Consider the following 13770-nt stretch of genomic DNA (forward strand, 5'->3'; position numbering starts at 1 on the left):
GGCCCGACTATGCTCAGTGGCCGCAAACGGCCCCGCACCTCTGGAGCACCCATGGCCCCCCTCAGGATCACTGTGATCGGCACCGGCTACCTCGGCGCCACCCACGCCGCTGCGATGGCGGAGCTGGGCTTCGAGGTGCTCGGGCTGGACGTGGTGCCGGAGAAGATCGAGATGCTGTCCGCGGGCCGGGTGCCGATGTACGAGCCCGGGCTGGAGGAACTCCTCGCCGCGCACGTCGAGGGACTGCCGGCATCCACCGGGCGGCTGCGCTTCACGCAGTCCTGGGAGGAGGTCGGCGCCTTCGGCGACGTCCACTTCGTCTGCGTGAACACCCCGCAGAAGCACGGCGAGTACGCGTGCGACATGAGTTACGTCGACTCCGCGATCGACTCCCTCGCCCCGCACCTGACCCGGCCGGTCCTGGTCGTCGGCAAGTCCACCGTGCCCGTGGGCTCGGCGGAGCGGCTCGCCGCGAAGCTGGCCGAGCTGGCCCCGGCGGGTGACGAGGTCGAACTGGCGTGGAACCCGGAGTTCCTGCGGGAGGGCTTCGCCGTACAGGACACCCTGCACCCCGACCGGATCGTCATCGGCGTCCAGGGCGACCGCGGCGAGAAGGTGCTGCGCGAGGTCTATGCGACGCCCATGGCGGAGGGCACCCCGCTGGTGGTGACCGACTTCCCGACGGCCGAGCTCGTCAAGACCGCCGCCAATTCCTTCCTCGCCACCAAGATCTCCTTCATCAACGCGATGGCGGAGGTCTGCGAGGCGGCCGGCGGCGACGTGGTCAAGCTCGCCGAGGCCATCGGCCACGACGACCGCATCGGCAAGAAGTTCCTGCGCGCCGGCATCGGCTTCGGCGGCGGCTGCCTGCCCAAGGACATCCGGGCCTTCATGGCGCGCGCCGGCGAGCTCGGCGCGGACCAGGCGCTGACCTTCCTGCGCGAGGTCGACTCCATCAACATGCGCCGCCGCGGCCACATGGTCGAGCTGGCCCGCGACGCCGTGGGCGGGTCCTTCCTCGGCAAGCGGGTCGCGGTGCTCGGCGCCACCTTCAAGCCGGACTCCGACGACGTCCGCGACTCCCCCGCGCTGAACGTGGCCGGGCAGATTCACCTCCAGGGCGGCCAGGTCACCGTCTACGACCCGAAGGGCATGGACAACGCCCGCCGCGTCTTCCCGACGCTCGGGTACGCGGACTCGGCGCTGGAGGCGGCCCGCGGCGCCGAGGTCGTCCTGCACCTCACCGAGTGGCGCGAGTTCCGCGACCTCGACCCGGTGGAGCTGGGCGCGGTCGTCACCGACCGCCTCATCCTCGACGGCCGCAACGCCCTGGACACCGACCGCTGGCGCGCGGCCGGCTGGACGTACCGCGCGATGGGCCGCCCGCGGGCCTGAGCCCCGGACCGGGGAGCTGGATCACGCCGGTCTGCGGTGCTGGGCGGCGCGGGCCGTGAATTCCGCGTCGCGCAGCACGCGCTGGGCGTTGCCCCAGCTCAGCAGCGCCAGGTCGGTCTCCGACCAGCCCCGCTCCAGCAGTTCCGCGATCAGCCGCGGATAGCCCGAGGGGTCGGTCAGGCCCGTCGGCCGGGGAACGCCCGGCTCGGTGCCGAAGGTGGCGCCGAGGCCGACGCAGTCCGGGCCGGCGACGGCCCGTACGTGTTCCACGTGGTCGGCCACCGCGTGCAGGGAATCCCCCGTCTGCGCGGCGTCGAAGGTGACCATCGCCAGGCCCTGCGCGGCCCGCAGGGCCAGCAGCACCTCGTCGGTCACGTTGCCCGGGTGCGGGTTCAGCGCCGCGGCCGCGGTGTGCGAGACGATCACCGGGGCCTTGGAGGCCCCCGCGAGCTGGCAGGCCACCCCCGGCGTGCAGCCGGTCAGGTCCACCAGCATCGCCAGCCGGTTCATCTCCTTGACCACCTCGTGGCCGAAGGGCGACAGCTCCTCCCGGGCCCAGGGCGCGCCCGCGGGCGCGAGGATCCGTACGCCCAGTGCGTGGAAGGCGCGCAGGGCGCCCAGCGAATCGGTCAGCGTACGGCCGGGCACGGGGCCCAGGAACGAGGCGATCCGGCCCCGGTTGCGGGCATCGGCCATGTCGTCCGCGGTCAACGCGAGGCACAGGCCGTCCGGGTAACGGCGCATCAGGGCCAGCGCCACGTCGATCTGGTCGAGGGTGTCGGACAGCACCTGGGCGGCGCCCGCGGCCTCGCCGGGCAGCAGCAGCGACCAGAACTGGGCTCCGACCCCGCCGGCGCGCAGCCGCGGGATGTCGGTGTCGACGCCGCTGTCGGGGGTGTCGATGTCGTGGTACGGGCTCTGGCGCAGGGTCCACACGAGGGTGTTGTGCCCGTCGGCGACGGGATGTACGGACAACAGCGCGACGGCCCGTTCCAGAGCGCTTCCCGCCACCGGTGCGGGCGTGTCCTCGGCTCCCGCGGAGCCTGGGCCCACGGGGACCGTTTCGGCGGTGTACGCGGTGTGCGCCGCATAGGCGGCTTGCGGTTCATCCTGCAGGTCGGCCATGGCGTTCGGCTCCGGTCTCGGCGGCAGCAGGGAGAGAGATGCTGCCACCGTGACACGCCAGGCGGCCGGGTCGCCCGGCGGATGTGGCGTTCGGGTGTCACCCGCAGGTCGCCCTCGCCGCAGCCGCCGGGCGGGCCCGCCGCCGGGCGGACCCGCCGCCGGGTCGCCGGCGGCTACAGCACCGCGTTGGAGGGGCCGCGGGACGCCGAGAGCCCGCGCGCCACCGCCTCCGCGTCGCGCAGCGCCCGTACGGCGTTGGACCAGGTCAGTTTGGCCAGGTCGGCCCGGGACCAGCCGCGCGCGAGGAGCTCCGCGATCAGGTTCGGGTAGCCCGCCACGTCGTCCAGCCCGGCCGGGGTGAACGCCGTGCCGTCGTAGTCCCCGCCGATGCCGATGTGGTCGACGCCGGCCACCTCGCGCATGTGGTCCAGGTGGTCGGCGACCGTGGCGGCCGTGGCCACCGGGCGCGGGCGCTCGGCCTCGAAGGCCCGGTGCAGGGCCATCGCCTCGGGCGTGGTGTCGAGGTGGTGGAAGCCGTGCGCGCGCAGGTTCTCGTCCGCCGCCAGGGTCCACTCGACGGCCGCCGGGAGGATGAACTTCGGTACGAACGTGGCCATCGCGACGCCGCCGTTGGCCGGCAGCCGCTCCAGCACGTCGTCCGGGATGTTGCGCGGGTGGTCGCAGACCGCCAGCGAGGACGAGTGCGAGAAGATCACCGGCGCGGCCGAGACGGCGAGCGCGTCGCGCATCGTCGTCGCGGCGACGTGCGAGAGGTCGACGAGCATGCCGATGCGGTTCATCTCGCGGACGACCTCGCGGCCGAAGTCGCTGAGGCCGCCGTGGCGCGGCTCGTCGGTCGCCGAGTCCGCCCAGTCGATCGTGTCGTTGTGCGTGAGCGTCATGTACCGCACGCCCAGCTGGTGCAGGGCGCGCAGCGTGGCGAGCGAGTTGTTGATGGAGTGCCCGCCCTCGGCGCCCATCAGGGAGGCGATCCGGCCGTCGGCGCGGGCCGCCTCCATGTCGTCGGCCGTCAGCGCCCGTACGAGGTCCGCCGGGTAACGCTCGATCAGCTGGGCGACGGCGTCGATCTGCTCCAGGGTGGCGCTGACCGCCGTGTCGCCCGCGTAGTCGGAGCGCACGTACACCGACCAGAACTGCGCGCCGACCCCGCCGGCGCGCAGCCGGGGGAGGTCGGTGTGCAGCCGGCCGCGCTGGTCGTCGGCGATGTCGCGCCGTGCCAGGTCGTAGCGGACCTGCTCGCGCAGCGCCCACGGCAGGTCGTTGTGCCCGTCGACCACCGGGTGCTCGGCGAGCAGCTCCCGCGCCTCGCTCAGGCGCTGCGCGGCGCTCACTTGCCGAATCCGAAGGACTCCGCGCCCGCGACCTTCGCCCGCAGTCGCTTGCCCTTCTCGGTGGCCTGGTCGTTCAGCTCCTGCTGGAAGTCCTTCATGCGGGTGAGCAGCTCCGGGTCGTGGGCGGCCAGCATCCGTACGGCCAGCAGCCCGGCGTTGCGCGCCCCGGCGACGGAGACGGTGGCGACGGGAACCCCGGCGGGCATCTGGACGATCGACATCAGGGAGTCCATGCCGTCGAGGTACTTCAGCGGCACCGGCACGCCGATGACCGGCAGCGGGGTGACGGAGGCGAGCATGCCGGGCAGGTGGGCGGCGCCGCCGGCCCCGGCGATGATCGCCTTGAGGCCGCGCCCGGCGGCCTGCTCCCCGTACGCGATCATCTCGCGCGGCATCCGGTGCGCCGAGACCACGTCGACCTCGTAGGGGATCTCGAACTCGTCCAGGGCCTGTGCGGCGGCCTCCATGACGGGCCAGTCGGAGTCCGAGCCCATGACGATGCCGATGACGGGACCTGCGGTGGAGGTGCTCATTCGGTGATCGTTCCCCTGAGGTAGCCGGCTGCGTGGCGTGCGCGTTCCAGCACATCGTCCAGGTCGTCGCCGTAGGTGTTGACGTGGCCGACCTTGCGGCCGTGTTTCACGTCCTTGCCGTACATGTGGATCTTGAGCTGCGGGTCGTGGGCCATGCAGTGCAGGTACGCCGCGTACATGTCGGGGTAGTCCCCGCCGAGCACGTTCGCCATGACCGTCCAGCGGGCCCGGGGGCGCGGGTCGCCCAGGGGGAGGTCCAGGACCGCGCGTACGTGGTTGGCGAACTGGGAGGTGATCGCACCGTCCTGGGTCCAGTGGCCGCTGTTGTGCGGGCGCATCGCCAGCTCGTTGACGAGGATCCGGCCGTCGGTGGTCTCGAACAGTTCCACGGCCAGGTGGCCGGTCACGCCGAGCTCCTTGGCGATGCGCAGCGCGAGGGCCTGGGCCTCGCCCGCGAGGGCCTCGGAGAGGTTCGGGGCGGGGGCGATCACCGTGTCGCACACGCCGTCGACCTGGACGGACTCGACCACGGGGTAGGCCACGGCCTGGCCGTGCGGGGAGCGCACGATGTTGGCCGCGAGCTCGCGGACGAATTCGACCTTCTCCTCCGCGAGGACCGGCACGCCCGCCTTGAAGGGGGCCTCGGCGTCCTCGGGAGTGCGGACGAACCACACGCCCTTGCCGTCGTAGCCGCCGCGCACGGTCTTGAGGATGATCGGGAAGCCGCCCACCTCGGCCGCGAAGGCCGCCGCGTCCGCCGGATCGCTCACGATCCGGTGGCGGGGGCTCGGGGCGCCGATCTCGTCGAGCTTCGCGCGCATCACCCCCTTGTCGGCGGCGTGCATCAACGCGTCGGGCCCCGGACGGACGGGGATGCCGTCCGCTTCCAGGGCCCGCAGGTGTTCGATGGGCACGTGCTCGTGGTCGAAAGTGATCACATCGCAGCCGCGCGCGAAGGCGCGCAACGTCTCCAGATCGCGATAGTCGCCGATGACGACATCGCTCACGACCTGGGCCGCCGAGTCCTGTGGGGTGTCACTGAGGAGCTTGAATCTGATGCCGAGGGGGATACCCGCCTCGTGGGTCATGCGGGCGAGCTGACCGCCGCCGACCATGCCGACTACCGGGAACGTCACCTCTCCAGGGTATCCGCCGGTATTCCGCCATCCGGACGTGACCCTGGCCCGTTCTGGTCGACGCGCGTAGCATTCGCGCCTCCGCGTGCCGTGCCGTGTGCCGTGCGTCGCACGGTGTGCGAAGGCACAGACGGGCCCGTGGGGCGACACTTAGCATGGGCGGGTTGACCGAAGGCGGCAGACGCCTCCACGGACGCCCCCGACCGGGGCGGTGACGACAGGACTGATCGATCACATGAGCACGCCGCAGCAGGGTTCCGCGCTCGAACGCGTACGCGGCTTCGCCCGCGAGGTCGCGAAGTTCGGGGCCGTCGGCGGCATCGGTGTGCTGGTCAACCTGGGCGTCTTCAACCTGATCCGCCACACGACCGACCTCCAGGTCGTCCGGGCGAGCGTCATAGCCACCGTCGTGGCCATCATCACCAACTACCTGGGCTTCCGGTACTTCACCTACCGCGACCGCGCGCGCACCGGCGGCTCGCGCGAACTGCCGCTGTTCGCGGCCTTCAGCGTGATCGGCCTGGTGATCGAGAACGGCGTGCTCTACACCGCCACCTACGGGTTCGGCTGGGACGGCCCGGTCGCGTCGAACGTGTTCAAGTTCATCGGCATCGGCACGGCCACCGTGTTCCGCTTCTGGTCGTACCGGACCTGGGTCTTCAAGGCCCTGCCGGAAGCGGAGCCCGTTCAGGCACCCGCCCCCGCCTCCGTGGTCGCCTCCGTGCGCGGCGGGGCGGCCGGGACCCGCGCCCCCGAGCCCGCCCGCAAGTAGCGCGGGGGGCCGACGGCCCTGCGGGCCGCCCGCTCAGCGGACGGCCCGCTCAGCGGACCGTCTGCTCCGGTGCCGGCCGCTCCGGCGCCGTCCGGCTCAGGAACAGCGCGAACACCGGCGGCTGCGCCTGAAGCAGCTCCAGGCGCCCCCCGTCGGCCTCCGCGAGGTCCCGGGCCACCGCCAGGCCGATCCCGGTGGAATTGCGCCCGCTGATCGCCCGCTCGAAGATCCGGTTGCCGAGGTCCGGCGGAACCCCCGGCCCCTCGTCCGTGACCTCCAGCACCGCCTGGTTCCCGATCACCCGGGTGCGCAGCGCGACCGTGCCGCCACCGTGCATCAGCGCGTTCTCCACGAGGGTCGCCAGCACCTGCGAGACCGCGCCCGGGGTGCCGACGGCCCGCATGCCCGTCTTGCCGGAGCGCACGATGGCCCGCCCCGCGCTGCGGTAGGCCGGCCGCCACTCCTCCACCTGCTGCTTGACGACCTCGTCCAGGTCGAAGGGGACCGCCGAGCCCGTCCGCGGGTCCCGCGAGTTCGTCAGCAGCCGCTCGACCACGTCCGTGAGCCGCTCCACCTGGGTCAGGGCGATCGTCGCCTCTTCCCGTACGGTCTCCAGGTCGTCGGTGACCGTGATCTCCTCCAGCCGCATCGACAGCGCCGTGAGCGGGGTGCGCAGCTGGTGCGAGGCGTCCGCGGCCAGCCGCCGCTCGGCGGTCAGCATCCGGGCGATCCGCTCCGCGCTGGAGTCCAGTACGTCCGCGACCCGGTCCAGCTCGGGGACCCCGTACCGCTTGTGCCGGGGCCGCGGGTCGCCCGATCCCAGCCGCTCGGCGGTCTCGGCCAGGTCGGTGAGCGGGGACGCCAGCCGGTTGGCCTGCCGTACGGCGAGCAGGACGGCCGCCACGACGGCGAGCAGCGCCACCGCGCCGACCACGGCCAGGGTCCGCCCGACCTCCCGGGTCACCGTGGAGCGGGACTCCTCGACGACCACGGTCTCGCCCTGCTCACCCTTGGCGGTGCCGCGGATGACGCTGTCGGGGATCCGGTCGCCGACCTCCACCGGGGGCTGCCCGGGGACGGTGATCCGGGCGTGGCTGCCGACGTCCAGCTGCTCGGCGAGGGCCTGGGCGTCGATGGGCTTGCGCTCCAGGACGCTCGCCTCGACGATGCCCACCAGGCGCAGCGCCTCGGACTCGATGCGGTCCTGGGCGCTGCTGGTGATCGTCCGGGTCTCCACGATCACCAGGGAGACCCCGAAGACGGCGATGACGACGAGCACCACGGCGAGCGTGGAGTTGATCAGACGGCGGCGCATGGTGCTGGAGGCCGCTCAGCTCTTCTCGAAGCGGAAGCCGACCCCGCGGACGGTGGCGATGTAGCGGGGGTTCGCGGCGTCGTCGCCGAGCTTCTTGCGCAGCCAGGAGATGTGCATGTCGAGGGTCTTGGTGGAGGACCACCAGGTGGTGTCCCAGACCTCGCGCATCAGCTGGTCGCGGGTGACGACCCGGCCGGCGTCGCGGACCAGGACCCGCAGCAGGTCGAACTCCTTGGCCGTGAGCTGGAGCTCCTCCTCCCCCATCCACGCGCGGTGCGATTCGACGTCGATCCGCACGCCGTGGGTGGCGGGGGCCTGCGTGGCGTCGTTGGCGCCGCGCCGCAGCAGGGCCCGGACCCGGGCCAGCAGTTCGGCCAGGCGGAAGGGCTTGGTCACGTAGTCGTCGGCGCCGGCGTCCAGGCCGACGACCGTGTCGACCTCGTCCGCGCGGGCGGTGAGCACAAGAATGGGGAAGCCGTGGCCCTCGGCGCGCAGCCGGCGGGCGACTTCGAGTCCGTCCATGCCCGGCAGGCCCAGATCCAGGACGACGAGGTCGACGCCGCCCTGAAGTCCCGCGTCCAGGGCGGTGGGGCCGTCCTCCCGGACCTCGACCTCGTACCCCTCCCGGCGCAGGGCGCGGGCCAGGGGCTCCGAGATGGATGCGTCGTCCTCGGCGAGCAGTACACGCGTCATGTGGGTGATGGTAGTCCGCGGCGGGTGCGCGCAGGGGCGTGCCTGCACACCCCTGCCGATCTGGTCTTATGGAGGAGGGGGGCCTTCGAATGTGGCGAAACGGTTCCCGGCTCGCCTTGTGATCCATCTCTCAAGTCCTTTCATACGCCACAGTGTCGTGTCGTATGGTGGCGAGACGCCTTATGCACTACCTCTGAGACCTTTGTGCCGAAAAGCGAGCCGAAGGTCTCGATTCTGTCCGGATCGATCAGGGGGTCTTGACGACCTGCCTCATCGCGTTCGGTGACAGTGAATGACCTGTGGGCCGGGCCCCGCGCGCGAAGGATGCGCGACGGGGCGTGGATCCCGGTTACGGATGTCCCCTGCCCCCTTCCGCACAGGACGGGGGCAGACCCCTGGGCGTGGGGTGGGACAACCCGTCGCCGGTGCCGGCCACCCCCCACCCGGGCGCTGTTCCGCTCACGAAGCGAAGCGTCCCGAGCAAGCAAGGATCGACCATGGCTTCCAGCCTGACGAGGGGCTCGGCGGACCCGTCCACCGAGAAGACCTTCTTCGGCCACCCCCGTGGCCTGGCCACTCTGTTCATGACCGAGATGTGGGAGCGCTTCTCCTACTACGGCATGCGTGCACTCCTGGTGTACTACCTGGTCTCGGGCGGCGCCGACGCCGCCACGGGCAGCCAGGGTGGCGGTCTGGCCATGACCGCGGCCACCACCACGGCCATCTACTCCGTGTACGTCTCGATGGTCTACCTGATGGCCATGCCGGGCGGCTGGTTCGGTGACCGCGTCTGGGGCGCCCGCAAGACGGTCGCCATCGCCGGCTTCGTGATCATGGCCGGCCACCTCTCGCTGGCCCTCCCCGGCCAGGCGATGTTCTTCGTCGGTCTGATCCTCGTCGCGGCGGGCTCCGGTCTGCTGAAGGCCAACATCTCCACGATGGTCGGCCACCTGTACGACGGCCCGGAGGACCCGCGCCGTGACGGTGGCTTCACCCTCTTCTACATCGGCATCAACCTCGGTGCCTTCGTGGCCCCGCTCGTCGTCGGCACCGTCGGCAAGGAGCACAACTGGCACCTGGGCTTCGCCCTCGCCGCCGTCGGCATGGGCCTGGGTCTGACCCAGTTCCTGCTCGGCACCAAGCACCTGAGCCCGAAGAGCAGCGTGGTCCCGAACCCGCTGTCCCCGCAGGAGCGCAAGGCCGTGCTCACCAAGGTCGCGCTCGCGGTCCTGGGCATCGCCGTCTTCTACGGCGCCGTGGTCGCCCTCGGCGCGTACACCCTGAACTGGGCCCTGGTCCCGCTGACCCTGGCCGGCCTGTTCATCCCGATCGCCGTCCTGACGCGCATCAAGCGCGACAAGGACCTGTCGGGCGCCGAGCAGTCGAAGATGACCGCGTACATCTGGTTCTTCATCGCCGCCGCCGTCTTCTGGATGATCTACGACCAGGGTGGCTCCACGCTGTCCCTGTTCGCGGACGACAAGACCGCCGGCACCGTCTTCGGCTTCGACTTCTCGGCCACCTGGTACCAGTCGCTGAACCCGCTGTTCGTGATGGCGCTGGCCCCGGTCTTCGCCTGGCTGTGGGTGTGGCTGGCGCGCAAGAACCAGGAGCCGAACACCATCGTGAAGTTCGCGATGGGTCTGGTCCTGATCGGTGCCTCGTTCTTCGTCTTCATCGTCCCGATGGGCATGGCGGGCGACGGCACCAAGGTCTCCCCGATGTGGCTGGTCTCGATCTACATGATCCAGACCATCGGTGAGCTGTGCGTCTCCCCGGTCGGCCTCTCCGTCACCACGAAGATGGCCCCGCAGAAGTACGCCTCCCAGATGATGGGCGTCTGGTTCCTCGCGGTCACCGCCGGTGACTGCATCACCAGCCTCCTGTCCATCGGCGGTGTCGACCTCAACGGCACCTGGGTGATCGCCTTCCAGGCGCTCGCTGCGGCCCTGGCCGGCTTCGCGGTGTACGCGTACCGCAAGAAGGTCCAGGTCCTGATGGGCGACGTGCACTGACGCACCCCCTCTGACGCGCGAAGCGGCCCGGCACACCTCCTGGTGTGCCGGGCCGCTTCGTCGTTCCCCGCCCCGTTCGCCCGTACGGGTTACCGCGTGCCGCGCAGGCGGCGCCAGGGGGTGAACGTGAACACCGCGCCGCCGAGCAGGATCACCGTGCCGGCGACCAGGGCCAGGGCCTTGATCCCGCCCTCGTCCGCGGCGCCCGTCTCGGCCAGGCCGCCCGAGGCGCTGGTGGAGCCGGTGGTGGCCGGCGAGCCGGAGCCGCCCTCCTGTGCGGTGGTGTCGAGCTCCAGCGAGACGCCGCTGCTGGCCGCCTTGCAGGGCACGTTGATCGGCGTGGCCCCCGGGGCCATCGTGACGTCGATCGTCAGCTGGTCCGGGCTCAGCGTGACCTTGCCGGTCTTGCCGGGCTTGTAGGTGCCGGTCATGTCGCTGAGGCTGACCGGGGCCTTGTCCGGGATCGGCTCGGCGTTGGCCGGGCCGGAGACCTTGACCATGCCGCTGTCGGCGCCGCCGAGCTTGATGTTCATCGAGGGCTTGAGGGCGCCCGCCGGCAGGGCCATCGGGCTGGCCATCGCGCCCTTGGCGGTCTTGACGGTCAGGTCGTAGCTGCCGCCGTTCTTCTTGGCGTTGATCGTGACCGGGGTCTTGATGCCGCCGGGGACGACCGGGCCGCAGTCGAAGGCGACCTCGACGGGCTTGCCGGGGAAGTCGGTCTGGCCGCCGCCACCGGCGGTGGTGCCGCCGTTGGTCGCCCCGCCGTTCGTGGCACCGCCGTTGGTCGCACCGCCGTTGGTCGCACCGCCGTTCGTGGCACCGCCGTTGGTGGCACCGCCGTTCGTGGCACCGCCGTTCGTCGTGCCGCCGCTGGTGCCGGCCGCCACGTCGATGGTGGCCCCGACGCCCACGTCACCCGTGGGTGCGCACTTGGTGACGAAGGTGCCGAAGGAGAAGGTGACCGCGACGTCGTACTTGCCGGGGGTCAGCGTGATCTTGCCCGGTTTGGTGAGCTTCAGCTTCCCCTTCATCGTGGACATCTGCATGGGGGCCTTCTTGGGGATCGGCGGGTTCTTCTTCTCCCCGACGACCTTCAGCTCGCCGCCCCCGCCGCCCACCGTGATCCAGCCGGTGGGCTGGACCGAGTCCTGCGGGATGTCCATCAGGTCCGTGTTGTTCGAGGCCGGCTTCACGGTCTCCCAGGAGACGTCGACCTCGTCACCGACCTTCGCCGAGGCCGGAGCGCTGACCTTGGCGGTGGTCTCGCCCTCCACCGGGTCGCCGCCGCCCGCCGGCGGCACGCACTTGACGTTGAACTTGGTCTCCGCCGCCTGGGCGGGAGTGGCCCCGATGGCAATACCGGCGCCGCCGAGCAGCAGCGCGATCACGGCCGCGCTCACCCTCCGTTGGGTCTTCACAAATGCCCTTTCGTCGTCGGACTGATCTCAGACGGTGCGGACGCCTGTGGTGCGTGTGGGGATCTCGGCCCCGGCGCGCTGTCCGGGGTGAACCACGGCAGGACCGCCGTGGTGGTCTGGGGGGAATCCGGCGCGGCCGCCGGCCCGGGCTCGAAAGCGCCCTGCTCGGGGGCGCTCGCGCCGCGGTGGCGGCCGCCGCCCGGCGCCGCGGTGCGCGGCCGGACCCTGTCGACGACGGCCATGCCGATACGGAAGACGGCGGCCGGGATCACCAGCAGGAGCAGGCCCCAGAACAGCAGCACCCCGTACGGGCGGTCCACGCCCCAGGGCTGGGTGGCCACGACCGTGTCGCCGTACTTGAGGGAGACGGTGTAGTCCCCGTGCGCCCCCGCCGCGAGGCTGACGTTCAGCCGGACCTCCGCCTTGCCGCCCGGCGGGATCGTGCCCTTCCACCGGACCTCGTCCCACAGCGGCGCGAACACCCCGTGGGCGGTGCCGAGCCGGAAGACCGGGTCCTTGACCGGGGCCGAGCCGAGGTTGCCGACGGTGACCGTGAACTTCCGGCTGGGCGGGGCCCCGAACCAGGTCAGCACCCCGTCCTCGCCCTCCAGCCGGACCCCGGTGAGCATCGCGAGGCGCGCCGTCCCGGACTCGGACGGCAGCTCGGCCACCGGGTGGTCGGTGATCTTCAGCGGGGCGGCGACGGTGGACTGGTCCCCGTTGACGGAGGTCACGTTGACGACGCAGGGGCAGGGCTTGGGGGGTGCCACCACGGCCAGCCGGGCGGTGAAGCGCCCGTCGTCGCCGACCGAGACCGCGGCCCCGTCGGCGTTGGCGCAGCTGTTGGTGCCGCCGATCATGTTCTGCCCGCAGACCAGCAGCATCACCAGGGTCTTGGCGCGCCAGCCGGTGCCGGTGACGGTGATCTCGGTGCCCTTCGCGGCCTCCTGGAGCGAGAGCGCCACGGCGGGCTTGCCCTCGTCGGCCACGGCCGCCGGGGCCGGGAACAGGAGCAGGGCGCACAGCGCCAGCCCCGTCGCGATGAGGGCCATGGCCTTGCCGCCGACCGCTGCGCTCACCTGGATGCTCCCGTCAGCTCGTGTTCCGGTGCCCGGTTCCCCGCGGGTACGGGCTCCTCGTCCGCCGGCGGTCCGCCGCGGGCCCGCCTGCCGCGTACGAGGAGCAGCGCGGCCAGGACGACCCCGCCGAGGCCGAGCAGCCCGGCGCCGACCCCGGCCGCGATCCCCCAGGGCACGAACCACGCGGACGCGGTGGCGGTGGCCGGGGCCGCGCCGGGGGCGGTGACCCTGAGGGTGAGGGCGACGTCGTCGAGGACCGGGGCTCCGGGCCAGGGCTCGGTCAGCGACACCCGCTGGCCGGGGAGCAATTCCACGGGCAGGGCGCGGGCGGTGCGGCCCGGGACCTCGCCGAAGAGCCCCTCGGCGCGCAGGGCCAGTTCGGGGGCGAGGGCCACGTTGCCCCGGTTGACCAGGGTGTACGCGACGACCGCGCGGGCGCCCTTGCCCCGTACGGAGACGTCCTCGACCGTGAGGGCGGCCAGCGTCGGGCCGCCGACGCGCAGGTGGACCCGTACGCCCGCCTCGCGGCCGTCCGCGGTGGCGATCACGGCGGCCGGGTGGTCGCCGGGGAGGGAGGCGGGCGGCAGGGTGACCGTGAAGGGGACCACCGCGCGGGTGCGGGGCGGGATCTTCACGGTGGTGGCGGCCCCGAAGCTGATCCAGGAGCCGGCGCCGGGAGCCGCGCTGCTCTGGCGGCCTCCGGCCGCGGGGGCGGCCGGCCGGACGGCGAGCGCCCCGTCGGCCGTGTTGTAGGCGTCGGCCCCGCGCAGGGTGACGGTGCGCTCCCGGTCGGAGGTGTTGGTCAGGGCCAGCCGGTCCTCCAGGACGGTGCCGGCGGGGCCCGCGAGGTAGAAGTACGGGCGCGTCGGTGCGGCGCCGCCCGCGGCGGGCTCGGCGGTCCAGCCGGGCTCGTCGGCGGGGGCGGCGGGGGCGGCGG

12 protein-coding genes are annotated in these 13770 nt (G+C 72.3%); 3 read left to right on the forward strand and 9 right to left on the reverse strand.

Annotated elements, in window-relative coordinates:
- The first annotated feature begins 51 nt into the window (after positions 1-51).
- Entirely contained in the window at positions 52-1395 is a 1344-nt protein-coding gene (locus ADK52_RS33635) for a UDP-glucose dehydrogenase family protein (RefSeq protein WP_053693661.1), read from the forward strand.
- 21 nt (positions 1396-1416) lie between these two features.
- On the opposite strand, the gene ADK52_RS33640 is transcribed toward ADK52_RS33635, so the two are convergent.
- From ADK52_RS33640 to ADK52_RS33655, 4 genes are all read right to left on the reverse strand, one after another.
- The gene (locus ADK52_RS33640) at positions 1417-2520 is read right to left on the reverse strand and encodes a membrane dipeptidase (protein ID WP_053693662.1); all 1104 of its coding nucleotides are present in this window, start codon (positions 2518-2520) and stop codon (positions 1417-1419) included.
- A gap of 173 nt (positions 2521-2693) precedes the next feature.
- Entirely contained in the window at positions 2694-3872 is a 1179-nt protein-coding gene (locus ADK52_RS33645; RefSeq protein ID WP_053693663.1) for a dipeptidase, read from the reverse strand.
- Positions 3869-4405: a 5-(carboxyamino)imidazole ribonucleotide mutase gene (purE, locus tag ADK52_RS33650; protein WP_053693664.1), complete on the reverse strand. Its 537-nt coding sequence runs from the start codon at positions 4403-4405 to the stop codon at positions 3869-3871. The genes ADK52_RS33645 and purE overlap by 4 nt, the downstream gene beginning before the upstream one ends.
- On the reverse strand, positions 4402-5541 hold the full coding sequence (locus ADK52_RS33655; protein ID WP_053693665.1) for a 5-(carboxyamino)imidazole ribonucleotide synthase: 1140 nt from the start codon (positions 5539-5541) through the stop codon (positions 4402-4404). Before ADK52_RS33655 ends, purE begins: the two co-directional genes overlap by 4 nt.
- A 235-nt stretch (positions 5542-5776) precedes the next feature.
- On the opposite strand from ADK52_RS33655, the gene ADK52_RS33660 reads away from it, so the two are divergent.
- A complete protein-coding gene (locus tag ADK52_RS33660; RefSeq protein WP_053693666.1) occupies positions 5777-6313 on the forward strand; it encodes a GtrA family protein in 537 nt (178 codons plus the stop codon).
- 49 nt (positions 6314-6362) lie between these two features.
- Here the strand turns inward: ADK52_RS33660 and ADK52_RS33665 are convergent, their stop codons facing one another.
- On the reverse strand, positions 6363-7628 hold the full coding sequence (locus ADK52_RS33665; protein ID WP_053693667.1) for an ATP-binding protein: 1266 nt from the start codon (positions 7626-7628) through the stop codon (positions 6363-6365).
- A gap of 15 nt (positions 7629-7643) precedes the next feature.
- Entirely contained in the window at positions 7644-8321 is a 678-nt protein-coding gene (locus tag ADK52_RS33670; RefSeq protein ID WP_030865957.1) for a response regulator transcription factor, read from the reverse strand.
- 497 nt (positions 8322-8818) lie between these two features.
- Here ADK52_RS33670 and ADK52_RS33675 point away from each other — a divergent pair, with 497 nt between their 5' ends.
- The gene (locus ADK52_RS33675) at positions 8819-10336 is read left to right on the forward strand and encodes a peptide MFS transporter (RefSeq protein WP_053693668.1); all 1518 of its coding nucleotides are present in this window, start codon (positions 8819-8821) and stop codon (positions 10334-10336) included.
- 89 nt (positions 10337-10425) lie between these two features.
- On the opposite strand, the gene ADK52_RS33680 is transcribed toward ADK52_RS33675, so the two are convergent.
- From ADK52_RS33680 to ADK52_RS33690, 3 genes are all read right to left on the reverse strand, one after another.
- Positions 10426-11736, reverse strand: a complete 1311-nt coding sequence (locus ADK52_RS33680) for a hypothetical protein (RefSeq protein ID WP_053693674.1) — start codon at positions 11734-11736, stop codon at positions 10426-10428.
- Between the two features lie 14 nt (positions 11737-11750).
- Positions 11751-12833, reverse strand: coding sequence for a hypothetical protein (locus ADK52_RS33685; protein ID WP_420714981.1), 1083 nt, complete (start codon positions 12831-12833; stop codon positions 11751-11753).
- A partial coding sequence (locus ADK52_RS33690) for a hypothetical protein (RefSeq protein WP_053693669.1) occupies positions 12830-13770 on the reverse strand: 941 nt, incomplete at its 5' end. The genes ADK52_RS33685 and ADK52_RS33690, both read right to left, overlap by 4 nt.

It is taken from the genome of Streptomyces sp. WM6372, from assembly GCF_001279655.1.
Lineage (GTDB): Bacteria > Actinomycetota > Actinomycetes > Streptomycetales > Streptomycetaceae > Streptomyces.